Below are 24,607 nucleotides of genomic sequence, written 5' to 3'. Positions count from 1 at the left end.
CTGCTTACTTGCTTGCCGCCGGAACCGGCGTCACGGGCGTCAGCGGTCCCTTGCCGCCGAAGTACGCGATCAGGTTGTCGGCGGCGAGATCGGCCATGGCGCGGCGCGTGGGCACGGTGGCGCTGGCGATGTGCGGCGTCAGCACCACGTTGGGCACGGTCAGCAGGTCGGGATGGACCTTGGGCTCGCCCTCGAACACGTCGAGGCCGGCGGCGGCGATGCGCTTCTCGCGCAGCGCCACGGCCAGCGCGGCGTCGTCGACGATGCCGCCGCGCGCGATGTTGACCAGCGTGGCGGTCGGCTTCATCAGCGCGATCTCGGCCGCGCCGATGGTGTGGTGCGACGCCGCCGAATACGGCACCACCAGCACCACGTGGTCGGCCGTCTTCAGCAGCTCTTCCTTGCTCACGTAGCTGGCCTTGCATTCGGCCTCCAGCGCCGCGTCTAGCCTGGAGCGGTTGTGATAGACCACCTTCATGCCGAAGCCGTGCGCGCCACGCTTCGCGATGCCCTGGCCGATGCGGCCCATGCCGATGATGCCGAGCGTGGAGCCGTGGATGTCGGAGCCGGCGAACATGTCGTAGCTCCACTTCTGCCACTTGCCGGCGCGCAGGAAATGCTCGCTCTCGGAGATGCGGCGCGCCGTGGCCATCAGCAGCGCGAAGCCGAAGTCGGCCGTGGTCTCGGTCAGCACGTCGGGCGCGTTGGTGCCGAGCACGCCGTGCGCGGCCATCGCGTCGACGTCGAAGTTGTTGTAGCCCACGGCCATGTTGGCGCAGATCTTCAGGTCGGGGCAGGCGTCGAGCACCGCGGCGTCGATGCGCTCGCTGCCGGTGGTGAAGGCGCCCTGCTTGCCCTGCAGCTTCGCGATCAGCTGTTCCTTGCTCCAGCTCTCGTCGGTCTGGTTCGACTCGACCTCGAAATGCTGCGACAGGCGCTCGATGGTCTCGGGAAAGACCGCGCGCGCGACCAGGATCTTGGGCTTGCTCATGATGGGTTTGTCTCTCAGCGGAAGAAGAGGAAGGTGGACAGGACGAACAGCGGAACCAGGATGGCGCACGACCACGCCATGTAGCCGAAGAAGCTCGGCATGCGCACGCCGCGGCTCTCGGCGATGGCCTTGACCATGAGGTTGGGTGCGTTGCCGATGTAGGTGTTGGCGCCCATGAACACGGCGCCGGCGGAGATGGCGGCGAGCGTGCTCGCGTAGGTGGTCATCAGCGCCGCCGGGTCGCCGCCCGCGGTGTTGAAGAACACCAGGTAGGTCGGCGCGTTGTCCAGGAAGGAGCTCAGCACGCCCGTGGCCCAGAAGTACGCCGCCGGATCGGGCTGGCCGTCGGCGCGCGTCACGGCCGAGACGATGGCGCCGAACGGCCCCTGCGTACCAGCCTTCAGCATCGCGATCACCGGGATGATGGTCAGGAAGATGCCCGCGAAGAGCTTGGCCACCTCGGCCATCGGGCCCCATTCGAACTGGTTGTCGGCATGCACCTTGGGCGAGGTCAGCTTGTACGAGACCACTGCGATCGCGATCAGCCCGATGTCGCGCACCAGCCCCGGCAGGCCGACCTCGGTGCCGAACACGTCGAAGACCACCGGCGACTTCCAGAAGCCGCTCAGCAGCACCAGCGCGACCACGCCGCCCAGCAGCCAGAAGTTGGCGGCGCCGTCGAACCCGATGCGGGGCGTGTCGGGCGTGGGGTCGACCGGCAGCACGCCTTCCTTGCGGTAGTAGTGGCGGTCGATCGCATAGAAGAGCGCCAGCAGCAAGCCGACGATGAAGAGCGTCTCGGGCAGGATGTGCTGCACGGTCCAGAAGAAGCCCACGCCCTTCAGGAAGCCGAGGAACAGCGGCGGATCGCCCAGCGGCGTGAGCGAGCCGCCGGCGTTCGACACGATGAAGATGAAGAACACGATCACGTGCGCCTTGTGCAGGCGGTTGTCGTTGGCGCGTATCAGCGGCCTGATCAGCAGCATCGAGGCGCCTGTGGTGCCCATGAAGCTCGCAAGCACCGCGCCGATGGCGAGGATCGCTGTGTTAAGCCCCGGCGCGCCGTGAAGGTTGCCCCGGATGTGGATGCCGCCCGCCACGGTGAAGAGCGCCGTCAGCAGGATGATGAACGGGATGTACTCCGCCACCAGCGCATGCACGAACTGCCCGCCGGCCAGCGGCAGGCCGAAGATCGTGGCGAAGGGCACCAGGAACGCCAGCGCCCAGGCCGCCGAGACCTTGCCGTAGTGGTGATGCCAGAAGGCAGGCGCGAGCAGCGGCAGCAGCGCGATCGACAGCAGGATGCCCGCGAAGGGCACACCCCACAGCGGAGAGAGGCTGCCGCCGTCGAATTCGGCGGCCGAGGCCAGTGCGGGGAACAGGAGCAGGAATGGCAGCGCGGCCGCCTTGGGTGGGGTCTTCTTTTGCATGGGGCCGTACCGTACCAGACGGGTCAGTACAGCTTTCAGGCCGGGGGTTGTTCGATCTCGAACACTTGGCGCAGGTAGGCCAGGTACTTCTCGTCCTCGCACATGTTCTTGGACGGCGTGTCCGACAGCTTGGCCACCGGCTGGCCGTTGCACTCGATCATCTTGATGACGATCTGCAGCGGCTCGTAGCCCAGGTCGTTGGTGAGGTTGGTGCCGATGCCGAAGGCCAGCTGGCAGCGGCCGCGGAACTGCTGGTAGAGCTCGATGGTGCGCGGCACCGTGAGGCCGTCGCTGAAGATCAGCGTCTTGGTGCGCGGGTCGACCCGGTTGGCGATGTAATGCGCCAGCATGCGCTCGCCCCAGACGAACGGGTCGCCGCTGTCGTGGCGCGCGCCGTCGAAGAGCTTGCAGAAGTACAGGTCGAAGTCGCGCAGGAAGGCGCTCATGCCGTACACGTCGGACAGCGCGATGCCCAGGTCGCCGCGGTACTCGCGCGCCCAGCTCTCGAAGCCGAAGATCTGGCTGTCGCGCAGCCGCGGGCCCAGTGCCTGGCAGGCCTGCAGGTACTCGTGCGCCATGGTGCCCAGCGGGATCATGCCCAGCTTCATCGCGTACAGCACGTTGCTGGTGCCCGCCAGCTGCGGCAGCCGCGCGCCCGGCTGCGACTGCACCGGCGGCGAGGTGACGGCGCCCAGCCGCGCGGCCGAAGTGCGCAGCACTTCTTCGTGCCAGTCCTTGGAGAAGCGGCGGCGCGTGCCGTAGTCGGCGATCTTCAGGTCGCCGAGGCCGGCCTCCTGCAGTTGCGCCAGCTTGGTCTCGAGCCGGCGGCGGCCCTCATCGAAGTCGGGCTTCTTCTGCGTGTTGCGGAAGTAGACCTCGTTGACGATGGCCAGCACCGGGATCTCGAACAGGATGGTGTGCAGCCAGGGCCCCTTGATGCGGATCTCGAGTTCGCCCGAGGGCTGGGGAATGATGTTGATGTACTTCTCGTTGAGCCTGAAGAGCCCGAGGAAGTCGACGAAGTCGCTCTTGATGAAGCGCATGGAGCGCAGGTAGGCGAGCTCTGCGTCGCGGAACTGCAGCGAGCACAGGCCGCGCACCTCTTCGCGGATCTGCCCGGCGAACTGGGCGAGGTCGACGCCCGGATTGCGGCACTTGAAGCGGTACTCGACCCTTGCCCCGGGGAAGTGATGCAGGACCACCTGCATCATCGTGAACTTGTAGAGGTCGGTGTCGAGCAGGCTGTGGATGATCATGGTGCTGGGCGCGTTGTCTCAAACTTTCGGCGGCCGTTCGATTATCACGGGACGCGTCGGCCTCTGCCTACGGGGGGCGAACAGCACGTCCTACCGACGCGGCGAATCCTCGCGGCGACATTGTTTTCACGGCGGCGGACAAGCCCCGCCGGCTCAACAGTCCCAAAGGAGATTCGCATGAACAAGGACACCATCGAAGGCAACTGGAAACAGCTCAAGGGCAAGGTCAAGGAGCAATGGGGCAAGCTGACCGACGACGACTTCGACGTCATCGCCGGCAAGCGCGACCAGTTGCTCGGCCGCATCCAGGAACGCCACGGCATCAGCCGCGACGAAGCCGAGAAGCAGGTCAAGGACTGGGAATCGCGTGACGGCCGCTCGCCGGACGCGCTCTGGTTCGAGCGCAACTGAGCGCCGCCGGACATCCCCCTGGCATCCCTGCCGAATCCGATCCATCCAATCCCCGAAGGAGAACATCCCATGAAAAAGCACCTTCTCATGCTGGCCCTCGCATCCACCTGCTTCGTGGCCACCCAGGCCAGCGCAATGACCAAGGACGAATACAAGGTCGCCAAGGAAAAGATCGAGGCCGACTACAAGGTCGCCAAGACCCAGTGCGACACGATGAAGGACAACGCCAAGGACGTCTGCATGAAGGAAGCCAAGGGCAAGGAAGACGTTGCCAAGGCCGAGCTGGAGCAGCAATACCAGCCCAGCGACAGCCACGCCCGCAAGGTGGCCGAGGAAAAGGTGAAGGCCGCCTACGAAGTCGCGAAGGAAAAGTGCGACGACCAGAAGGGCGAAGCCAAGACCGCCTGCGAGAAGCAGGCCAAGGCTGACGAAGCCCAGGGCAAGGCCGAGATCAACGCCATGAAGAAGAAGATGTAAGGTCTCTTCGCTCGAGCCCAGTGAAAACGGCGCCCCGGGGCGCCGTTTTCCTTTGCGGAAACGGCTTCAGGGGTCTCGAGACTTGAGCGAATCGACCACCTGCTGCAGGGCCTCGGGCAGCGGCACCGGGCGCTGGGTGGCGCGATCCACGTAGACGTGCACGAAGTGGCCCTGCGCCGCCGCGGTGTCGCAGCCCTCGGCGAACAGGGCGATCTCGTAGCGCACGCTGGAGCGGCCCGCCTGCGCCACCCGCACGCCCGCCTCCACCGTTTGCGGGAAGGCGATCGGCGCGAAGTAGTTGCACTGGGTCTCCACCACGAAGCCGATGGTCTGGCCATGGTGGATGTCGAGCGCGCCGCGCTCGATGAGCAGGGCGTTCACCGCCGTATCGAACCAGCTGTAGTAGACGACGTTGTTGACGTGGCCGTACATGTCGTTGTCGGCCCAGCGCGTCGGGATGCTGCGGAATGCGCGGTAGCCGTTGCGCGAATGGGGAGTGGGTCTGGTGGTCGGTGCGCTCATCGCGCGGCATTCTGCCAGCGGCTTTTGCGGCGGAAGGCAACCTTGGTGACCGGTACGCAGCCAGCCGGCAACCGCTGCGCAGCCGAATTTAGAAGGCCGCTTCTAAATTGCTGCATGGCAGCAAAAACCCCTTGATCGCAGAAACCAGCTGCCTATACTTGAGCCCATGCTGCACCGCAACATTGACGGCGAGACAGCGCAACGTGAACCGACCACTCAATCATCCCTTCTGGAGATCCCAAATGGCCCTGACCGCTGACCAAATCCTCGCCGCTCAAAAAGCAAACCTCGAAACCCTGTTCGGCCTGACCACCAAGGCTTTCGAAGGCGTCGAGAAGCTCGTCGAACTGAACGTGACCGCCTCGAAGGCCGCCCTGGCCGAAGCCCAGAACACCGCCCAGGCCGCCCTGAGCGTGAAGGACGCGCAAGAGCTGCTGACGCTGCAAGCCAGCCTGTTCCAGCCCCTGGCCGAGAAGACCGCCGCCTACAGCCGTCACCTGTACGACATCGCCCAAGGCACCGGCGCCGAGTTCACCAAGGCTTTCGAAGCCAAGGCCACCGAAGCCCAGCAAGCCTTCGTCGGCTTGGTCGACAGCGCTTCCAAGAACGCTCCCGCCGGTTCGGAAACCGCCGTTGCCGTCCTGAAGAGCGCCGTGGCCGCCGCCAACAACGCTTTCGAATCGGTTCAGAAGGCCGTCAAGCAAGCTTCGGACGTCGCCGAAGCCAACTTCAACGCCGTGTCGAGCCAGGCCGTCGCCGCTGCCAAGACCGCTACCGCCTCGCGCAAGCGCTAAGCAAGCGACCGACCACCACCAGTTGTCTCCTTGGGTCCTCACGGATCCAATTCAGGGGCCTCATCTCCGGATGAGGCCCTTTTTTTCGTCCTGCGAGCGTCTTCGATAATGGCGGGCTTATCCCAGGAGACTTCTTATGCAGATCGACGGCAAGGTTTTTATCGTGACCGGTGGCGCTTCGGGCCTCGGCGAGGGCACGGCGCGCATGCTGGCCGCCAACGGCGGCAAGGTGGTGATCGCCGACATGCAGGCTGAAAAGGGCGAAGCCGTTGCCAAGGAAATCGGCGGCGTGTTCGTCAAGTGCGACGTGAGCCAGGAGGCCGACGGCCAGGCGGCCGTGGCCGCGGCGCTCAAGCTGGGCAAGCTGGCCGGCCTCGTCAACTGCGCCGGCATCGCTCCGGCCGAGAAGACCGTGGGCAAGAACGGCCCGCACGCGCTGGCCACCTTCAGCAAGACCGTCACGGTCAACCTGATCGGCAGCTTCAACATGATCCGGCTCGCGTCCGACGCCATGAGCAGGAACGAGCCCGAATCCACCGGCGAGCGCGGCGTGCTGATTTCGACCGCCTCCGTAGCCGCCTACGACGGCCAGATCGGCCAGGCCGCCTACAGCGCCTCCAAGGGCGGCGTGGTTGGCATGACCCTGCCCATCGCCCGCGACCTCGCGCGCAGCGGCATCCGCAACATGACCATCGCGCCCGGCATCTTCGGTACGCCCATGCTTTTCGGCATGCCGCAGGAAGTGCAGGACGCACTGGCCGCCAGCGTGCCCTTCCCTTCGCGCCTGGGCACGCCCGAGGACTACGCCAAGCTGGCCAAGCACATCATCGAGAACGACATGCTCAACGGCGAGGTGATCCGCCTGGACGGAGCGATTCGACTGGCTCCCCGCTGAGCCTTTCGGATTCCGGCACCCTGGTGGTGCCGGTGCGGTCCAGGCGCTCGTAGTTCGCGATCACCTGGGCCCCGAGCAGCACCAGCGTGGCGGCGATCTCCAGGCTCAGCAGCACCACGATGGCCGTGGTGAGCGAGCCGTAGACCACGTTCACCTGCGAGAGCGTCGAGAAATACCAGATCAGCACGCGCCGCGTGGCCTCCCACAGCAGCGCGGCCGTCACCCCGCCCAGCAGCGCATGGCGCAGCGACATGCGCCCGGCCGGCATCACGAGGTAGAGCGAGGTCAGCATGAAGATCTCGCCGCCCAGCCCCAGCAGGTAAAGCAGCAGCCCCGATACGCCCGACAGCGACCAGCTGCGCCCCAGCAGGTCGACGCTTTCCTGCCCCACCAGTTGCAGCGCCCCCGACACCAGCGTGACCAGCAGCAGCCCCACGCACAGGCACAGGATGTAGATGTAGGGCATGGCCACCGACACCAGGAAATGGCGCTTGTGATCCGCCTTGCGGTGGTGAAAGATCACCGCCATCGCGCTTTCGAGCACGCTGAAGGCCAGCGAGCTGAAGAAGATCATCGTCACCAGCAGCACCGGCCCCAGCACGTCGCGATGGTCCAGGAAGCTCGAAAGCTCCGCCACGATCGCCTTCGACTGCCCCGGCAGCAGCCATTCGAGGTACCGCCCGATGGTGCGCAGCAGCTCGGCCTGCTCGATGACGTGCGACAGCGCGATCACGCTCACGATCAGCAGCGGCACGATGGACAGCAGCGCGTAGTACGCCACGGCGCCCGCGAGCAGCAGGCCCTGGTTGGCGCGGAATTCCTTGAGGGCTTCCCAGATGAACCTCAGGGGGTGGCGCAGCAGCGGCGCGACGTGTTGCAGGGGTTTGGGCGTCGTCATGCGTGAATCCGGTCGCTTTCAGTATGCCGCCCGGCAGTGAACGTTCGGCCGCTTGCGTATGATTTGCCGCTCTTCGCCTACATGACCATCCCCGCTTCATTCATCCAGGAACTCATCGCGCGCGCCGATGTGGTCGAGGTCGTCGGCCGCTATGTGCAACTCAAGAAGGCCGGCGCCAATTTCATGGGCCTGTGCCCGTTCCACGGCGAGAAATCGCCCTCCTTCTCCGTCAGCCCGACCAAGCAGTTCTATCACTGCTTCGGCTGCGGAGCGCACGGCAACGCCATCGGCTTCCTGATCGAACATGGGGGCATGGGCTTCGTCGAGGCGGTCCACGACCTGGCCGGCCAGTACGGCCTGCAGGTGCCCGAGGACGATGTCTCCCCCGCAGAGCGCGCCCGCGCCGCCAGCCAGCGCCAGAAGCAGGCCACGCTGACCGATGTGCTCGAGAAGGCCGGCGACGCCTACCGCAAGCACCTGCGCCAGGCCCCCGGCGCCATCGAGTACCTGAAGGGCCGGGGCGTTTCGGGCGAGATCGCCAGGCAGTTCGGCATCGGCTATGCGCCGGCCGGCTGGCGCGCGCTGGCAAGCGTGTTCCCCGACTACGACGATCCGCTGCTCGCCGAGAGCGGGCTGGTGATCGTCAACAACGAGGAAGGCAAGCTCAGCGAGGAGGAAGCCAAGCGCTACGACCGCTTCCGCGACCGCGTGATGTTCCCGATCCGCAACGTGAAGGGCGAATGCATCGGCTTCGGCGGCCGCGTGCTGGGCGACGAGAAGCCCAAGTACCTGAATTCGCCCGAAACACCCGTGTTCAGCAAGGGCCGCGAGCTCTACGGCCTCTACGAAGCCCGCGCTGCCTTCCGCGACAAGGGCTATGCGCTGGTCACCGAGGGCTACATGGACGTGGTGGCGCTGGCGCAGCTCGGGTTTCCGAACGCGGTGGCCACGCTGGGCACGGCCTGCACCACGGACCACGTGCAGAAGCTCTTCCGCTTCACCGAGTCGGTGGTGTTCAGCTTCGACGGCGACGCCGCCGGCCGCCGCGCCGCGCGCAAGGCGCTCGACGGTGCCCTGCCCTATGCCACCGACGTGCGCAGCATCAAGTTCCTGTTCCTGCCGGCGGAGCACGATCCCGACAGTTTCATCCGCGAGCACGGCGCCGAGGCCTTCGCCCGCTTCGTCAACGAGGCCACGCCGCTGTCGCGCTTCATGATCGAGGCCGCCCGCGAAGGCTGCGACCTGACCACCGCCGAGGGCCGCGCCCACATGACGAGCAACGTGCGCCCGCTCTGGAGCGCCATGCCCGACGGCGCGCTCAAGCGGCAGTTGCTGAGCGAAATCGCGACGCTGGTGCAACTGGACGCGCCGGCGCTGTCGGAGCTGTGGGCCTCCACACCCGGTCCGCGCAAGGCCGGCGGCGGGCCCGCGCAGCAGCAGCAGCGTCGCCACGACGAGCCTCCGAACTACGGCGACGGTGGCGCGGACGACTACTACCCCGACATGCCGCCGCCACAGGACTACGAACCTGCGCGCTACGAAAACGATAGCAAACCCAAGTTCCAGCAGCGCAAGTTCACGGGCAAGGGCGGCAAGCGCTGGGGCGGCAAGTTCGAGGAGCCGATCGAGCCCCTGCGCGGCCGCGGCACGCCGCCCAGCCGGCCGGACGTGGCGGTGCGGCTGCTGCTGTCGAACATGGCGCAGTGGGAGGCGCTGTCGCACGAGCTCCACGTGATGCTGTGCGACCTGCCGGGCCAGCACGGCGCCCTCTTCACGTGGCTCGACAGCCAGTTGCACGAGCACGGCGTCCAGCCCTGGGCGGCCCTGCGCGAAGGCCTGCGCGGCCTCGAATTCGAGCCGCTGGCCGAGCGGCTGATGTCCGTCGCCGAAGCCGGGCCCGTTCCCGAGGGAGAAGAAGCGCAACACCTGGCCGATGCCGCCCGGGAGCTTGCGAGCGTGCTCGACTTCATGCTCGAGGAACTCTTGAAAAAGCAGGAAAACGAGGCAATTGCGGCTTTCGGGAAAGACCCGGACGCGCCGAACCGTTTCAGGGCAATTCAGGCAAGGCGGCTCGAATTGCGCACCAGATTGCGCTCCTCGGGCTCAGAAACTGCTTGAAATTTGCGCAACACGCTATAATGTAGGGCTTCGCAATTGGCGAAATATAGGCAAGAGCGACAGCAGCACCTCCGGGCCGACCCCTAGCGCAATGCACTCCAACGGTAGATTCCGGCGGAAAGGGTCAATAACCGCAAGGACTGCACACCAAATGTTCGCCCGACATCTTGCCTGTTGAGGAATCACTTCCTCTTTCCCATTTGTTTCCAGTCCGTGCCTGTGCACGGGCTTGGTGGCGCCGTCCGCATGACGGTGCGCCTGTGATTCCGCTTGTCTTTTCTTGCCGTAACGAGGTCGTATGCCCAGTTCAAAGAAGCCTGCTCCTTCACTTGCAAAAAGCGTCGCCACCAAGCCCGCAGCAGAAAAACCGTTGAAAGCCGGTGCGAAACCGGCAACCAAGACGGCCGCCGCCGCATCCAAATCGGCCGCCGCTACGAAAGTGAAAACCGTGCCCACGAAATCGACCTCCCTCGAAGATCCCAAGAAGGCCGCCGCCCCGGCCGCCAAGAAGGTCGGCCGCCCGCCCAAGGCTGCCGGAACCGCGTCGGCCACCACCGGCGCCAAGCGCGGCCGCAAGCCCAAGGCCGACAAGGAAGCCCCCGAGAGCGACGTCGACCTGTCGGACATCGAGGACGACCTGGCGGGTGACGAGCCCGCGGCTGCGGCGACCGAAGAGAAGGTCAAGCCGCTTCGCATGAAGATCAGCAAGGCGAAGGAACGCGCCTTGATGAAGGAGTTCGGTCTCGACGAGACCGTGCTCTCCGAAGAAGACCTGGCCAAGCGCCGCTCTCGCCTGAAGACCCTGATCACGCTGGGCAAGACCCGCGGCTACCTCACGCACGGCGAAATCTCCGACCACCTTCCCGACAAGCTGGTCGACGCCGAGACCATGGAAGTCGTGGTCACCATGCTCAACGACATGGGCGTGGCGGTGTACGAGCAGACGCCCGACGCCGAGACCCTACTGCTGAACAACACCGCGCCCACTGCCACCACGGTGGAAGAAGCCGAGGAAGAAGCCGAAGCCGCGCTCTCCACGGTGGACAGCGAATTCGGCCGCACCACCGACCCGGTGCGCATGTACATGCGCGAGATGGGCACGGTCGAGCTGCTGACGCGCGAAGGCGAAATCGAGATCGCCAAGCGCATCGAAGGCGGCCTGATGGCCATGATGGAGGCCATCTCGGCCTCCCCCGCCACCATCGCCGAGATCCTGCGCCTGGCCGGCGAGATCCGTGAAGGCAAGGTCGTCATCTCGACCATCGTCGACGGCTTCTCCAACCCCAACGAGGCCGACGACTACGTGGCCGAGGAAGACTTCGACGAATTCGACGAGGAAGACGACGACGACGGCAAGGGCGGCTCCAAGGCGCTCACCAAGAAGCTGGAAGAGCTCAAGAACGAGGCCCTCTCGCGCTTCGACCGCATCGCCGAGCTGTTCGAGAAGATCCACAAGATCTACGAGAAGGAAGGCTACGGCACGCCGGCGTACGCCAAGGCCCAGCAGGCCGTGTCCGACGAGCTGATGACCATCCGCTTCACCGCGCGCACCATCGAGAAGCTGTGCGACCTGGTGCGCACGCAGGTGGACGACGTGCGCAAGAAGGAACGCGAGCTGCGCCGCATCATCGTGGACAAATGCGGCTTCCCGCAGGACGAGTTCATCCGCGACTTCAGCGGCTACGACAAGAACGGCAACCGCATCGCCTCCAACCTGCTGAACCTGAAGTGGGTCGAGAAGCAGGCCGCCGCCGGCAAGCCCTGGAGCTCGGTGCTCGCGCGCAACATTCCGCCGGTGCAGGAACTGCAGCAGAAGCTTGCCGACATCCAGTCGCGCGTGGTGGTGCCGCTGTCGGAGCTCAAGGACATCAACAAGCGCATGAACGAGGGCGAATCGTCCTCGCGCGACGCCAAGAAGGAAATGATCGAGGCCAACCTGCGCCTCGTGATCTCCATCGCCAAGAAGTACACGAACCGCGGCCTGCAGTTCCTCGACCTGATCCAGGAAGGCAACATCGGCCTGATGAAGGCGGTCGACAAGTTCGAATACCGTCGCGGCTACAAATTCTCGACCTACGCGACGTGGTGGATCCGCCAGGCCATCACCCGCTCGATCGCCGACCAGGCGCGCACCATCCGCATCCCGGTGCACATGATCGAGACGATCAACAAGATGAACCGCATCTCGCGCCAGCATCTGCAGGAGTTCGGCTTCGAGCCCGACGCCGGCATCCTGGCCGCCAAGATGGAGATCCCGGAAGACAAGATCCGCAAGATCATGAAGATCGCGAAGGAGCCAATCTCGATGGAAACCCCCATCGGCGACGACGACGATTCGCACCTGGGCGACTTCATCGAGGACAGCAGCAACACGGCCCCCATCGAGGCCGCGATGCAGGCCGGCCTGCGCGACGTGGTCAAGGACATCCTCGACAGCCTCACGCCGCGCGAAGCCAAGGTGCTGCGCATGCGCTTCGGCATCGAGATGAGCACGGACCACACGCTGGAAGAAGTCGGCAAGCAGTTCGACGTGACCCGCGAGCGCATCCGCCAGATCGAGGCGAAGGCCCTGCGCAAGCTCAAGCATCCGTCGCGTTCGGACAAGCTGCGCAGCTTTATTGATACGCTCTGATCCGGTCTCCCGGTATTTCCCCGACGAGGAGGCGCCCGCAAGGGCGCTTTCTTTTTTGGTACTCGCAAGACTCGCATAAGAAGAATGGAGCAAACCTCACCATGAATCCCGATGCAGACAAACTCTGGCAGGCCCCGCGCTGGGCGCTTGCCGTGCTGCTCGCCGTGCTGGGCATGCTCGGGCCCTTCTCCATCGATACCTACATCCCGGCCTTCTCGGGCATCGCGCAGTCCATCGGCGCGACGCCGGCCGAGATGCAGCAGACGCTGTCGGCCTACCTTTTCGGCTTCGCGTTCATGAACCTGTTCCACGGCGCGTTGTCCGACAGCTTCGGCCGCCGCCCCGTCGTGCTGTGGGGGCTGGCGGTGTTCACGCTGGCCTCGCTGGGCTGCGCGCTCTCGCAGAACATCACGCAGCTGGTGCTGTTCCGCGGGCTGCAGGGCCTGTCGACCGGCGCCGGCATCGTGGTCTCGCGCGCGGTGATCCGCGACATGTTCCCGCCGGCCGAGGCACAGCGGGTGATGAGCCAGGTCACGATCTATTTCGGCGTGGCTCCGGCCATCGCGCCCATCGTGGGCGGCTTCCTCTTCGTGCACGCGGGCTGGCACGCGGTGTTCTGGTTCCTGGTGGCGGTGGGCGTGGCGCTGTTCGCGGCCAACTACAAGCTGCTGCCGGAGACGCTGCACAAGGACCACCGCCAGCCCTTCCAGGTGCGCCACCTGATGCGCGGCTACTGGAGCCTGTGCTCCGACCCGCGCTTTCTGCTGCTGGCCTTCGCCAGCGGCGTGCCCTTCAACGGCATGTTCCTCTACGTGCTGGCCGCGCCCGCCTTCCTGGGCGACCATCTCGCGCTGCAGCCTCAGCAGTTCTTCTGGTTCTTCCTGCTGACCATCGGCGGCATCATGCTCGGCGCGCGCGCCAGCGGGCGCATGGCCGGCAAGGTGGCGCCCAAGCGGCAGATCCGCGACGGCTTCGTGATCATGCTGGCCACCTCGGTGGTCAACGTGGTGGCCAACACCTTCTTCCACGCACACGTGGCGTGGGCGCTTTGGCCGCTGGCGGTGTTCGCCTTCGGCTGGGCGCTGATGGTGCCGGTGGTCACGCTGCTGGTGCTCGACCTGCACCCCGAGCGCCGCGGCATGGCCTCGTCGCTGCAGGCGGTGATCGGCTCCACCGCCAACGGCATCGTGGCCGGCGCGGTAGCGCCGCTGGTGATGCACTCCACGCTCGCGCTGGCGCTGACCTCCATGGGCATGCTCGCAATCGGGCTGGTCGCCTGGGTGTGGCTGCACGGCCGCTGGCCGGACATCGGGCGCAAGGTGGCGCACGAAGGCTGAGAACATGCGCTTCGCAGCCCTCCTCACCCACGCGCGCGCCTGGCTGCCGGGCCGCACCACCGTCGACGCGCGCGAGCGGCTGCGCGCCGTCCTGGGCGCGGGCATCGGCCTGCTGGTGGCCGCGTTGCTGTCGCACTGGCTGGCCGGGCCGCTGCACGCCTCGGTCTGGCTGATCGCGCCGCTGGGCGCCAGCGCCGTGCTGGTTTTCGCGGTGCCGGCGAGTCCGCTCGCGCAGCCCTGGTCGGTGATCGGCGGCAACACGCTGTCGGCGGTGGTCGGCATCGCGGCGGCCAACTGGATTCCCCAGCCCGAGCTGGCCGCCGCCGTCGCGGTGGCGGGCGCCATCGGCCTGATGTTCAGCGCGCGCTGCCTGCACCCGCCCGGCGGCGCGGCAGCGCTGCTGGCGGTGCTGACCCACACCACGCATTTCTCGTCGGCCCTCTTTCCCTTCTTCACCAACTCGCTGCTGCTGGTGCTGGCCGGCGTGGCCTACAACACGCTGACCGGGCGGCGCTATCCGCACGTGCAGGTCGCCGCGCGCCCGCCGGGCTCCGATGCGCGCTTCAGCCAGGCCGACATCGACGCCGTGCTCGCCCGCTACAACCAGGTGCTGGACATCAGCCGCGACGACCTCGAATCGCTGATCCGGGAGACCGAGCTGGAGTCGTACAAGCGCCGGCTGGGCACGCTGAGCTGCGCGGACATCATGTCCAACGTGCCGATCTCGGTGGAGTTCGGCACGCCGCTGCAGGAAGCCTGGGCGCTGATGCACGAGCGCCACATCAAGGCCCTGCCCGTCACCGACCGCACGCGCCGCGTGGTGGGCATCGTCACGCAGGCCGACTTCTTCCGCCAGCTCGACCTGCAGCACCACGAAGGCATCGCCGCCAAGCTGCGCGACCTGATCCGCGCCACCCGCACCGTGATGTCGAGCAAGCCCGAAGTGGTGGGCCAGATCATGACGCGCCAGGTGCGAGTGGCCAGCGCCGACCGGCCCGTGGTCGACCTGGTGCCGCTGTTCTCCGAGGGCGGCCACCACCACATTCCCATCATCGACGACGAAAAGCGGCTGGCCGGCATGATCACCCAGTCGGACTTCGTGCGCGCCCTCTATCGCGCCGTGCGGCCCGAACCCAACTGAAGCGAAAGGAGCACGCGCATGGCGTGGATCGTGTTGTTCATCGCGGGCCTGCTCGAAACGGGCTGGGCCATCGGCCTCAAGTACACCGAGGGGTTCACGAAGCTCTGGCCCTCGGTGGGTACCGCGATCTCGATGGTGCTCAGCGTGGTGCTGCTGGGCTGGGCGATGCGCTCGCTGCCCGTGGGCACGGCCTACGCGGTGTGGACCGGCATCGGCGCGGTGGGCACCGTCGCCTTGGGCATCGTGCTGTTCGGCGAGCCTGCCAACGCAGCGCGGCTCGTGTGTGTCGCGCTGATCGTGGCCGGCATCATCGGGCTCAAGTTCACGAGCCAGGGTTGAGTTCTTCTTCCCTTCCCGCCTACTCGACCGTCACGTTCGCCTTCTTCACCAGCGCCGCGTAGCGGGCCGCCTCGCTGCGGAAATAGCCGGCGGCCTGCTCGGGCGTGGTGGGCCTGACGACATTGCCCTGCTTGTCCATCGCCTCGCGCACCTCGGCGCTGGAAAAAGCCGCGACCACGGCGGCATGGATGCGGGCGACGTCCGCCGGCTGCATCTTCGCCGGCCCGATCAGCGCGAACCAGCCCTCGACCGCGTAGTTCGGCAGCCCCTGCTCGGCGATGGTCGGAATGTCCGGCGCGGCCGGCGAGCGCTGCGCGCCGCACAGGCCGATGGCGCGCAGCGCGCCGCTCTTGATGTGCGACTGCACCGCCGGCAGCGCCACCACGCCCAGCTCGACCTGGCCGCCGATCATGTCCGTCATCATCGGCCCGGTGCCCTTGTACGGAATGTGCCGCGCCTTCACGCCGGCCTCGTCCATGAACATCTCGCCCGCCAGATGGATGATGGTGCCGTTGCCCGACGAGGCGTAGTTGTAGGCGCCCGGCTTCGCGCGCAGCAGCGCAACCAGCTCGGGCACATTCTTCGCCGGCAGCTTCGGGTTGGCCAGCAGCACCAGGGGCGTCGCGCCCACCACGCTGATCGGCGTGATGTCGTTGATCGCGTCGAAAGGCATCTTCCTGAACACCGCCGGGTTGATGACGTGGTTGTTCGACACCATGCCCAGCGTGAGCCCGTCCGGCGCCGCCTTGACGATGGCCGCCGCGCCGGTGATGCCGCCCGCACCCGGCAGGTTCTCGATCACCACAGGCTGGCCGAAGGCCTTGCCCAGCGCGGGCGCGGCAGCGCGCGCGATGGTGTCCACGCCCGAGCCCGCGCTGATCGGCAGGATCAGGCGGATGGGCTTGTCCGAACCCTGCGCGAACGCGGGGCATGCGGCCAGCGCGGCCGCGCTGGCGCCGAGGCCGAGCACCGCGCGGCGGTTCATCTTCAGGGGAAGCGTGTTCGTCATGGTCTTGTCTCTCTTCTTTATGTTTCTGGAAAGGCGCCTTGTTCAGGCCACCGCCGACTCCGCATGCATCGCGTCGACCTGCTCGCGCGCATAGCCAAGTTCGGCCAGCAGTTCGCGGGTGTGCTCGCCCAGGGTCGGCGGATGCAGCCGCACGCCCAGGCGCTCGCCGCCCAGCGTGATCGGGAACAGCGTGGTCTGCGCCATCTCTCCGGCGCGCTCGCCGTCGGGCAGGCGGATGTCGGCAAGGCCGCCCGTGGCCTTGAGGTGCGGATCGGCGTAGAGGTCTTCGGGCCGAGTGATAGGAGCGAAAGGCAGGCCCCTGGCCTCGAAGATCGCCGACAGCTCCGCCGCCGGACGCTGCGCGAGGCGCTGGCGCAGGTCGGCCAGCAGCGTGGGGCGCATGCGCACGCGGTCGTTGTTGGTGGCCAGTGCGGGGTCGGCCTTCAGGTCGTCGAAGCCCAGCGCGTCGCAGAAGGTCTTCCACTGCGCGTCGCTCACCGCCGCCAGGAAGATCTGCTCGCCGTCCTTCACGGTGAACACGTCGTACAGCGCCCAGGCCGAGATGCGCTCGGGCATCGGCGCTGCCGCCTGGCCGGTGATGGCGTACTGCAGCATGTGCTGGCCGACGAGGAACACGTTGTTCTCGAACAGCGCCGACTTCACCTCCTGCCCCTTGCCGGTCTGCATGCGCTGCATCAGAGCGGCGATCGCGCCGATGGCGCCGAACATGCCGCCCATGATGTCGTTCACGCTGGTGCCCGCGCGCAGCGGATCGCCGGGGCGGCCCGTCATGTAGGCGAGGCCGCCCATCATCTGCACCACCTCGTCGAGCGCGGTGCGGTGTTCGTAGGGGCCGGGCAGGAAGCCCGCGTGGTCGACGTACACGAGGCGCGGATTGAGCTTGCCGAGCGCGGCGTAGCCCAGGCCGTACTTGTCCATGGTGCCGGGCTTGAAGTTCTGCGCCACCACGTCGGCGCTCACGCACAGCCGCAGCGCGGCTTCGAGCCCCTGCGGATGCCGCAGGTCGAGCGCAATGCTCTTCTTGTTGCGGTTGAACATCGGGAAGAAGCCCGCGCCCGCACCCAGCAGGTGCCGCGTGCGGTCGCCCTCGATGGGTTCGACCTTGATGACTTCCGCGCCCAGGTCGGCCAGCACCATGCCGCAGGTCGGCCCCATCACCATGTGCGTGAACTCGACCACGCGGATGCCGGCGAGCGGCAGGCGCTTCTGTTGCGTATCCGTCGTGCTCATGCCGCAACGCCTTCCGTGGCCGTGAAAGTCTTCGGGAAACCCGCGCGCCACACCGTGCCCTGCAGCGTCTCGCCTTCGAGCCAGCCCGCCACGCGCCTGCGCAGGTCGAGCAGCTTCGGCAGGTCGACGCCGGTGGCCACGCCCATGCTCTCGAGCATGAAGACCAGGTCTTCGGTGTCGACGTTGCCGCTGGCGCCGGGCGCATGCGGACAGCCGCCGATGCCGGCGAGGCAGGCGTCGAAGCGGGTGATGCCGACTTCGAGCGCCGCATAGGCGTTCGCGAGCCCCATGCCGCGCGTGTCGTGGAAGTGGCCGCACCACAGCCGGTCGCCCGCGATGCGCAGGGCGCGCTCGAACAGGCTGCGCACCATCGCCGGATCGGCGTAGCCCACGGTGTCGGCGAGGCTCACGCGGTCGGCGCCGGCGTCGAGCAGCGCCTGCATCAGCCGCAGCACCTCTTCGGGATCGACGTGGCCCTGCAGCGTGCAGCCGAAGGCCGTGCCCACGCCGCCGTCAATGAGCGTCTTCGAGCCCGTGGCGTCGCGCGCCGCGCGGATGCGGCCGACCTCGGCCACCACCTCGTCGGGCGTCTTGCGCAGGTTGGCGAGGCTGTGCGCGTGGCTGGCGGACAGCGGCACCACCATCAGGTCGGCGCCGCCCTCGATGGCCCGCTCGGCGCCCTTGAGGTTGGGCACCAGCACCGAGGCGAAGAGCCCCGGCAGCGTCTTCGCGTAGGCCAGCAGCTCGGCCGTGTCGGCCAGTTGCGGCAGCAGGCGCGCCGGCACGAAGGAGCCGACTTCGATCTCGCGCTGGCCGGCGGCGTGCGCGTCGCGGATCCATTCGAGCTTGTTTTCGGTGGAAAGCACTCGCGCGATGCTCTGGAGGCCGTCGCGCAGGCCCACTTCGCGGACGACCGCGCGCGGCGGCAGGAAGGCGTGAATCAAGTCTTGTCTCCGTGGTGATGCTGGGTGATCCAGGCTAGGGCACCGATGGTAGGAGTTCCAATTCGATCCAGAAGGTATATTTTGGAAGCCATCCGATTCCAGAACGGAACATCATGAGAGACCTCGACCTGACCACCCTGCGGCTCTTCGTGGCCGTTTGCGAAACGCGCAGCATCGCGCGCGCCGGCGAACAGGCCGCCATCGTCGGCTCGGCCATCAGCAAGCGGCTGGCCCAGCTGGAGGAAACCGTCGGCACGCCGCTGCTGCTGCGCAAGCGCCGGGGCGTGGTGCCCACGCCTGCCGGGGAGACGCTGCTGGAGCACGCCCGCGCGATGCTCGGCAGCGTGAACCGCATCGAGCGCGACATGGCGGCGTATGCGGGCGGCGTGCGCGGGCACGTGCGCATCCTCGCCTCGGCATCGGTCATGGCCGAGTCGCTGGCCGAGGACGTGGCCGACTTCCTGCAGGACCCGGCGCACCGCAACATCCGCGTGGACATGGAAGAGCGCGTGAGCCCCGAGATCGTGCGCGGCATTCGCGAGGGCAGCGCCTCCATCGGCCTGTGCTGGGACGCGGCCGACCTCGAGGGCCTGGAGCGTCGCGACTACCGCTGCGACCACCTCGCCATCGTGGCGCATCCCTCCCACCCGGTTGCGCAGCGCGAGAGCGTGCGCTTCGAGCAGGTGCTGGACCACGAATTCGTCGGCATGCCGGCGCTGAGCGCCGTGCAATTGATGCTGGCGCGCGAGGCGGCGGTGGCGGGCAAGCCGCTGGTCTACCGGGTGCTGGTGTCCAACTTCGACGCTGCGCTGCGCGTGGTGCGCGCCGGGTTGGCGATCAGCGTGGTGCCGGCCGAAGTGGCGCGGCCCTTCGCCGAAGCCTTCGGGCTGCGGCTGATGCCGCTGACCGACGCCTGGGCGCGGCGGCGCTTCGCGATCTGCTTCCGGGGCGACACGGAACTGTCGCCCTCTGCGCAGCTGCTGGTGGCGCATCTGGAACGCCGTGCCACGGACTGATTCGACCGAATTAGGAAACTATTCGTTGTGGATCGTCGGGTTTTTGTTTCGATTCGCGCAACCTAATATTCAAGGCATTCAGCGCTGTCACCCATCCACACACGCATAGAAAGTCCGTTTTCATGTTCCGCAGAGCCCTCCTCTCCTCCGCCCTCGCCGTCACCTTCGGTCTCGCCGCGCCGCTCGCCGCCCAGGCCGCCCAGCCGCTCAAGCTCGAGGTGTACAACCCCGGCGCGAAGTCGATGTTCCCCGTCTCCTCCGAGATCGTCACCGGCCAGACCGACGCGGTGCTCATCGACGCCCAGTTCCAGCGCAACGACGCCGAGGCGCTGGTGCAGAAGATCAAGGCCACGGGCAAGAAGCTCACCACGGTCTACATCAGCCACAGCGACCCCGACTACTACTTCGGCCTCGACGTGATCCAGGCCGCCTTCCCCGACGCGAAGATCGTCGCCACGCCGCAGACCGTGGCCGCCATCCAGGCCTCCAAGGACGGCAAGCTCGCGCACTGGGGCCCGGTCCTGAAGGACAACGCGCCCAAGGCACTGGTGGTGCCGCAGCCGCTGGCCGGCGACAGCATCGAGCTGGAGGGCCGCAAGATCCAGGTCGTAGGCCTCGACGGCCCCACGCCCGAACGCAGCTTCGCTTGGATTCCCTCGCTGAAGGCGGTGGTCGGCGGCATCCCCGTCTCGGCAAACATCCACGTGTGGGTGGCCGACACGCAGACGCCCGAGTCGCGCCGCGACTGGATCAGGACGCTGGGCCGCATCGAGGCGCTGCACCCGAAGACCGTGGTGCCCGGCCACTACCTGCCGAACGCGAACGGCAGCGCGCCCTACTCGCTCGCTTCGGTGAAGTTCACGCGCGATTACCTGAAGGCCTTCGAAGTCGAAGCCGCCAAGGCCAAGGACTCGGGCGCGCTCATCGCCGCGATGAAGAAGCGCTACCCGAAGCTGGAAGACGCCTCCTCGCTGGAACTCGGCGCGAAGGTCATCAAGGGAGAAATGAAATGGCCGCAGTGAACGACGCACAAGGCGCAGGCGCGACGCTGCACTACATCTTCGACCCGCTGTGCGGCTGGTGCTATGCCGCCGCGCCGCTGGTCGATGCGGCGCGCGAGGTGCCGGGCCTGAAGGTCGAGTTCCACGGCGGCGGCATGATGACCGGCGCCAACCGCCGGCCGATCACGCCGCAGTGGCGCGAATACGTGCTGCCGCACGACCACCGCATCGCCGAGATGACCGGCCAGCCCTTCGGCGAGCGCTACTTCGAGGGACTGCTGCGCGACACCGGCGCGGTGATGGATTCCGAGCCGCCGACCACCGCCGTCCTCGCGGCCGAGTCGCTGCGCCCGGGCGGCGGGCTGGACATGATCCACGCCCTGCAGCGCGCGCACTACGTCGATGGCCGCCGCATCGCCGATGTGAAAGTGCTGAAGGCGATCGCCGCCGAACTCGGCTTCGACGCACAGGCCTTCGCATCGGCTTTCGAGCGCCAGTCGGGGGAAGCCACCTCGCGCCACATCGCCGAGAGCCGCCAATTCCTGCAGCGCGCGGGCGGCCAGGGCTTTCCCACCTTCGTGCTGGTGCAGCCCGACGGCAGCGCCGGCCGCGTCGACATCGGTCCCTGGCTCGGTCGTGCGGACGATTGGAAGGCGCAGCTTGCGAACGTGGCCGGGGCATCGAAGCCGGCCCCGGCAGCCACGGACGCCTCGGCGCCGGCCTGCGGGCCCGATGGCTGCGCCATCTGAGAGAAAAAGCTTCCGGCTATCTCGCCACGCCCAGCAGCCGGTCGAGTACCTGCGGCTGGGAGCGCAGCGAAGCGGCACTGTCCGTGTGCACGATGGTGCCGTGATCGAGCACCACCGCCTCGTCGGAAATCGCGAGGATCGCCTGCGGGTGCTGCTCCACGATGATCGCGGACAGGCCTTCGTCCTGCGTGATGCGGCGGATGGCGCGCAGCAGCTCTTCCACGATGATCGGCGCCAGCCCTTCGAGCGGCTCGTCGAGCAGCAGCAGCCCGGGGTTGAGCACCAGCGCGCGGCCCACGGCCAGCATCTGCTGCTCGCCGCCCGAGAGCTGCGTGCCCAGGTTGGTCTTGCGCTCGGCGAGGCGCGGGAACATCTCGTACACGCGCTGGGGCGTCCACTTGCCGGGCCGCTCCACCGCCGTGAGGTTCTCGTGCACGGTGAGCGACTTGAAGATGTTGCGCTCCTGCGGCACCCAGCCGATGCCGGCCGCCGCGCGCTGGTGCGGCGCGAGCTTGTGCAGCGCCTGCCCGCCCAGCGTGATGCTGCCCCCGTGCTGGCGCGTCGCGCCCGCGAGCGTGTTGATCAGCGTGGTCTTGCCCGTGCCGTTGCGTCCGAGCAGCGCCAGCGTCTGGCCCTCGCCGAGCGTGAAGGCCACGTCGTGCAGCACCACGGCCTCGCCGTAGCCCGCGCTCAGGTTTTCTATTCTCAGCAGCTCAGACATGTGCCGCCTCCGTTGCCGTGCCATGGCCCAGATAGACCTCCTTCACCTTCGGATCGTTGGCGATGGTCTCGGGGTCGCCCTCGGTCAGCAGGGTGCCGTTGACCAGCACCGTCATGCGGTCGGCGAAGCTGAACACCAGGTCCATGTCGTGCTCGATCAGCAGCACCGACACGTCGGCCGGCAGCGCGGCCACGGTCTGCAGCAACTCCTCGCGCTCGCCGGCGGGCACGCCCGCCACCGGCTCGTCCAGCAGCAGCACGCGCGGCTCGCACGCCAGCGCGATCGCGATTTCGAGCAGGCGGCGCTTGCCGTAGGCCAGGTGCTTCACCTGCTGCTGTGCCACGTCGCTCAGGTGGAACTGCTCCAGCAGTTGAGCCGCGCGCTCGGCGATGGCCTTGCTCGAGCCCAGCGGCTTCCACCATTGCGCGCCCGCGCCCTGGTGCTGCGACACCACCAGCGCGAGCGTTTCGAGCGGCGTCATGGAGTCGAAGAGCTGGTTGATCTGGAAGGTGCGCACCAGCCCGCGCGCCACGCGCTTGTGCGGCGCGAGCGAGGTGATGTCCTCGCCCATCAGCGTGATGCGGCCCTCGGTGGGCGTGAGCACGCCGGTGAGCTGGTTGATGAGCGTGGTCTTGCCCGCGCCGTTGGGGCCGATGAGCGCATGGCGCGCGCCGCGCCTGAGTTCCATCGACACGTTGTTGGTGGCGGTGATGCCGCCGAAGCGCATCACCAGGCCGTGAGTGGAAAGCACGGTTTCGCTCATGCCGCACCGCCTTTCTTGCCGCCTGCGCCGATCCAGGTCCAGGGCTTGAGCAGCCGGTCGCGCCCGACCAGCACCAGCAGCACCAGGATCAGGCCGATCCAGAACATCCAGTATTGCGGCGTCACGGCCGAGAGCCAGGTCTGCAGCAGCTTGAAGACGATGGCGCCCGCCACGCCGCCATAGAGCCAGCCCACGCCGCCGATGACCAGCATCAGCAGCACGTCGGCCGAACGGTCGAAGGCCAGCACGTCGAGCGAGGCGAAGCCGGTGGTCTGCGCGAGCAGTGCGCCGGCCGCGCCGGCGATGCCGGCCGCCACGGTGTAGATCACCACCAGCCGCGACACCACCGGAATGCCGATGGCCATGGCACGCAGCCGGTTGTCGCGGATCGCCTTGAGCGTGGCGCCGAAGGGCGAATGCACGAGGCGGCGCATGAGCAGGAACAGCACCAGCATCACCGCCAGCGAATACCAGGCGGCCGTGCGGCCGTAGAGGTCGAACTCGAACATGCCGAGCACCGGCCCCATCACCACGCCCTGCAGACCGTCGGCGCCGCCGGTGAGCCAGTCGAGCTTGTTGGCGAGTTCGAGCAGCAGCAGCGCCGTGCCCAGCGTGACCATCAGCCGCGTGAGGTCGCTGCCGCGCAGGATCGTCACGCTCGCCACCATGCCCAGCAGCGCGGCCAGCACGGTTGCGAAGAGCAGGCCCACGGTCGGGTCGGGCATCACAAGCTTGGCGAACAGCGCCGCGGCATAGGCGCCGAAGCCGAAGAAGGCGGCATGGCCCAGCGACACGATGCCGGTGTAGCCCAGGATCAGGTCGAGCGACATCGCGAACAGCGCGACGATGGCGATCTCGTTGACCAGCAGCGAGTGCGAGGGCATCACCAGCGGCAGCGCGAAGGCCGCGGCCCAGACCACGAATTCGAGCGGGCGCCAGCGCGCCTTGCGCAGCAGGGCCGACTGGAAATCGGCGACGACGGGAAGAGGCGTGCTCATTCAGCGTCCTCCCTTGCGCGTGAAGAGGCCTTGCGGGCGCCACATCAGGATCAGGATCATCAGCAGGTAGACGGTGAACGCGCCCATCTTCGGAATGAAGTACTTGCCCGCCACGTCGGCGATGCCCAGCAGCAGCGCCGCCGCGAGCGGCCCGGTGATCGACGAGGTGCCGCCAACGGACACCACGATCAGGAAATAGATCATGTACTTGAGCGGGAAGGTCGGGTCGAGCCCCAGAATCTCCGCGCCCAGCGCGCCGCCCAGCCCCGCCAGGCCCGAGCCCACCGCGAAGGTCAGCAGGAACACGACGTTCACGTTGATGCCCAGCCCCGCCGCCACGCGCGGGTCGTCGACCGCCGCGCGCAGCCGGCTGCCGAAGCGCGTCTTCGAAAGAATGAGCTGCAGCACCACCGTGAGCACCGCGCACACGCCGATGATGAAGAGCCGGTAGTGCCCCATGCCCAGCAGCAGCGCGCCGTCGCCGATCTCGGTGCGGCCGCGCAGCCATTCGGGCAGCTGCACGTTCTGCTGCGACGAGCCCACGAAGTAATCGACCGCCGCCACCGCCATGAAGGCCAGGCCGATGGAGAACAGCACCTGGTCGAGGTGCGGCTTGCCGTACATCGGGCGGTAGAGCGTGCGCTCCAGCACCGCGCCGGCCAGCGCGACGACGATGAAAGCGAGCGGCAGGCACGCCAGGAATGGCACGCCCAGCTTCTGCATGGCGAACACCGTGAGATAACCGCCCGCCATGGCGAAGGCGCCGTGCGCGAGGTTGATGAAGTTCATCAGCCCCAGCGTCACGGCCAGGCCGACGGCGAGCACGAACAGCAGCATGCCGTAGGCGATGCCGTCGAAAAGAATGGTGAGCATGCGAGGGTCTTCGATGCAGTCGCGAAAGCGCACAGCCGAAC

General features: G+C 67.3%; 24 protein-coding genes and 1 pseudogene. 12 read left to right on the top strand and 13 right to left on the bottom strand.

Features of this window, described 5'->3' with window-relative positions; genetic code table 11:
- Positions 1-4 precede the first annotated feature (4 nt).
- The 3 genes from EJP67_RS27580 to pncB are packed head-to-tail and all read right to left on the bottom strand — an operon-like array spanning position 5 to position 3,677.
- Positions 5-991: a 2-hydroxyacid dehydrogenase gene (locus tag EJP67_RS27580; RefSeq protein ID WP_126024927.1), complete on the bottom strand. Its 987-nt coding sequence runs from the start codon at positions 989-991 to the stop codon at positions 5-7.
- A 14-nt stretch (positions 992-1,005) separates the two neighbouring features.
- A complete protein-coding gene (locus EJP67_RS27575; RefSeq protein ID WP_126024926.1) occupies positions 1,006-2,421 on the bottom strand; it encodes a sodium:proton antiporter in 1,416 nt (471 codons plus the stop codon).
- 35 nt (positions 2,422-2,456) lie between these two features.
- Positions 2,457-3,677, bottom strand: a complete 1,221-nt coding sequence (gene pncB / locus EJP67_RS27570) for a nicotinate phosphoribosyltransferase (RefSeq protein WP_126024925.1) — start codon at positions 3,675-3,677, stop codon at positions 2,457-2,459.
- A gap of 177 nt (positions 3,678-3,854) precedes the next feature.
- Between pncB and EJP67_RS27565 the strand changes: the two genes are divergently transcribed.
- Together EJP67_RS27565 and EJP67_RS27560 are read left to right on the top strand one after the other, a co-directional pair.
- Positions 3,855-4,088, top strand: a complete 234-nt coding sequence (locus EJP67_RS27565) for a CsbD family protein (RefSeq protein ID WP_126024924.1) — start codon at positions 3,855-3,857, stop codon at positions 4,086-4,088.
- 69 nt (positions 4,089-4,157) lie between these two features.
- Positions 4,158-4,565, top strand: coding sequence for a hypothetical protein (locus EJP67_RS27560; protein WP_126024923.1), 408 nt, complete (start codon positions 4,158-4,160; stop codon positions 4,563-4,565).
- A 66-nt stretch (positions 4,566-4,631) separates the two neighbouring features.
- Here the strand turns inward: EJP67_RS27560 and EJP67_RS27555 are convergent, their stop codons facing one another.
- On the bottom strand, positions 4,632-5,087 hold the full coding sequence (locus EJP67_RS27555) for an acyl-CoA thioesterase (RefSeq protein ID WP_126024922.1): 456 nt from the start codon (positions 5,085-5,087) through the stop codon (positions 4,632-4,634).
- A gap of 242 nt (positions 5,088-5,329) precedes the next feature.
- Between EJP67_RS27555 and EJP67_RS27550 the strand changes: the two genes are divergently transcribed.
- Both EJP67_RS27550 and EJP67_RS27545 read left to right on the top strand, forming a co-directional pair.
- The gene (locus tag EJP67_RS27550; protein WP_019655862.1) at positions 5,330-5,881 is read left to right on the top strand and encodes a phasin family protein; all 552 of its coding nucleotides are present in this window, start codon (positions 5,330-5,332) and stop codon (positions 5,879-5,881) included.
- A gap of 136 nt (positions 5,882-6,017) precedes the next feature.
- Entirely contained in the window at positions 6,018-6,776 is a 759-nt protein-coding gene (locus EJP67_RS27545) for a 3-hydroxyacyl-CoA dehydrogenase (RefSeq protein WP_126024921.1), read from the top strand.
- On the opposite strand, the gene EJP67_RS27540 is transcribed toward EJP67_RS27545, so the two are convergent.
- A complete protein-coding gene (locus EJP67_RS27540; protein WP_126024920.1) occupies positions 6,724-7,674 on the bottom strand; it encodes a YihY/virulence factor BrkB family protein in 951 nt (316 codons plus the stop codon). The genes EJP67_RS27545 and EJP67_RS27540 overlap by 53 nt on opposite strands.
- 81 nt (positions 7,675-7,755) lie before the next feature.
- Here EJP67_RS27540 and dnaG point away from each other — a divergent pair, with 81 nt between their 5' ends.
- Positions 7,756-9,792, top strand: coding sequence for a DNA primase (dnaG, locus tag EJP67_RS27535; protein WP_126024919.1), 2,037 nt, complete (start codon positions 7,756-7,758; stop codon positions 9,790-9,792).
- Positions 9,793-9,807: 15 nt separating this feature from the next.
- Here the strand turns inward: dnaG and EJP67_RS34030 are convergent, their stop codons facing one another.
- Positions 9,808-10,248: a hypothetical protein gene (locus tag EJP67_RS34030; protein WP_240650804.1), complete on the bottom strand. Its 441-nt coding sequence runs from the start codon at positions 10,246-10,248 to the stop codon at positions 9,808-9,810.
- Between EJP67_RS34030 and rpoD the strand changes: the two genes are divergently transcribed.
- From rpoD to sugE, 4 genes are all read left to right on the top strand, one after another.
- Complete coding sequence (gene rpoD, locus EJP67_RS27530) at positions 10,241-12,424, top strand: RNA polymerase sigma factor RpoD (RefSeq protein ID WP_240650803.1); 2,184 nt, start codon at positions 10,241-10,243, stop codon at positions 12,422-12,424. The two genes, EJP67_RS34030 and rpoD, sit on opposite strands and share 8 nt — an antisense overlap.
- 101 nt (positions 12,425-12,525) lie before the next feature.
- Positions 12,526-13,761, top strand: coding sequence for a multidrug effflux MFS transporter (locus tag EJP67_RS27525; protein ID WP_126024917.1), 1,236 nt, complete (start codon positions 12,526-12,528; stop codon positions 13,759-13,761).
- A 4-nt stretch (positions 13,762-13,765) separates the two neighbouring features.
- Complete coding sequence (locus tag EJP67_RS27520; protein WP_126024916.1) at positions 13,766-14,902, top strand: HPP family protein; 1,137 nt, start codon at positions 13,766-13,768, stop codon at positions 14,900-14,902.
- Positions 14,903-14,920: 18 nt separating this feature from the next.
- Entirely contained in the window at positions 14,921-15,241 is a 321-nt protein-coding gene (gene sugE, locus EJP67_RS27515) for a quaternary ammonium compound efflux SMR transporter SugE (protein ID WP_126024915.1), read from the top strand.
- Positions 15,242-15,260: 19 nt separating this feature from the next.
- Here the strand turns inward: sugE and EJP67_RS27510 are convergent, their stop codons facing one another.
- From EJP67_RS27510 to EJP67_RS27500, 3 genes are read right to left on the bottom strand one after another with little or no spacing between them, the layout of a single operon-like run.
- Complete coding sequence (locus EJP67_RS27510) at positions 15,261-16,250, bottom strand: tripartite tricarboxylate transporter substrate binding protein (protein ID WP_126024914.1); 990 nt, start codon at positions 16,248-16,250, stop codon at positions 15,261-15,263.
- Between the two features lie 42 nt (positions 16,251-16,292).
- Positions 16,293-17,501, bottom strand: coding sequence for a CaiB/BaiF CoA transferase family protein (locus EJP67_RS27505; RefSeq protein WP_126024913.1), 1,209 nt, complete (start codon positions 17,499-17,501; stop codon positions 16,293-16,295).
- Positions 17,498-18,445 (bottom strand): hydroxymethylglutaryl-CoA lyase, encoded by a 948-nt coding sequence (locus tag EJP67_RS27500; RefSeq protein WP_126024912.1) that lies wholly within the window; start codon positions 18,443-18,445, stop codon positions 17,498-17,500. Before EJP67_RS27500 ends, EJP67_RS27505 begins: the two co-directional genes overlap by 4 nt.
- A 113-nt stretch (positions 18,446-18,558) precedes the next feature.
- Between EJP67_RS27500 and EJP67_RS27495 the strand changes: the two genes are divergently transcribed.
- The 3 genes and pseudogenes from EJP67_RS27495 (at position 18,559) to EJP67_RS27485 (ending at position 21,211) form a co-directional block, all read left to right on the top strand.
- Complete coding sequence (locus tag EJP67_RS27495; RefSeq protein WP_126024911.1) at positions 18,559-19,461, top strand: LysR family transcriptional regulator; 903 nt, start codon at positions 18,559-18,561, stop codon at positions 19,459-19,461.
- A gap of 122 nt (positions 19,462-19,583) precedes the next feature.
- Positions 19,584-20,477 (top strand): annotated as a pseudogene (locus EJP67_RS27490) (MBL fold metallo-hydrolase); the annotation flags it as partial.
- On the top strand, positions 20,471-21,211 hold the full coding sequence (locus EJP67_RS27485; RefSeq protein WP_126024909.1) for a DsbA family protein: 741 nt from the start codon (positions 20,471-20,473) through the stop codon (positions 21,209-21,211). The pseudogene EJP67_RS27490 and the gene EJP67_RS27485, both read left to right, overlap by 7 nt.
- Positions 21,212-21,227: 16 nt before the next feature.
- On the opposite strand, the gene EJP67_RS27480 is transcribed toward EJP67_RS27485, so the two are convergent.
- The 4 genes from EJP67_RS27480 to EJP67_RS27465 are packed head-to-tail and all read right to left on the bottom strand — an operon-like array spanning position 21,228 to position 24,566.
- A complete protein-coding gene (locus tag EJP67_RS27480) occupies positions 21,228-21,932 on the bottom strand; it encodes an ABC transporter ATP-binding protein (protein WP_126024908.1) in 705 nt (234 codons plus the stop codon).
- Complete coding sequence (locus EJP67_RS27475; protein ID WP_126024907.1) at positions 21,925-22,695, bottom strand: ABC transporter ATP-binding protein; 771 nt, start codon at positions 22,693-22,695, stop codon at positions 21,925-21,927. Before EJP67_RS27475 ends, EJP67_RS27480 begins: the two co-directional genes overlap by 8 nt.
- On the bottom strand, positions 22,692-23,693 hold the full coding sequence (locus EJP67_RS27470; protein ID WP_126024906.1) for a branched-chain amino acid ABC transporter permease: 1,002 nt from the start codon (positions 23,691-23,693) through the stop codon (positions 22,692-22,694). The genes EJP67_RS27475 and EJP67_RS27470 overlap by 4 nt, the downstream gene beginning before the upstream one ends.
- Positions 23,694-24,566 carry a branched-chain amino acid ABC transporter permease gene (locus tag EJP67_RS27465; protein ID WP_126024905.1) on the bottom strand — a complete coding sequence of 291 codons (873 nt, stop codon included), beginning with the start codon at positions 24,564-24,566 and terminating at the stop codon, positions 23,694-23,696.
- Positions 24,567-24,607 lie beyond the last annotated feature (41 nt).

It is taken from the genome of Variovorax guangxiensis (genome assembly GCF_003952165.1).
In the GTDB taxonomy this organism is placed as follows: Bacteria; Pseudomonadota; Gammaproteobacteria; order Burkholderiales; family Burkholderiaceae_C; genus Variovorax; species Variovorax guangxiensis.
The sequence above is the reverse complement of the archived record's forward strand: the minus strand, read 5'-3'. Positions and strand labels throughout refer to the sequence as shown.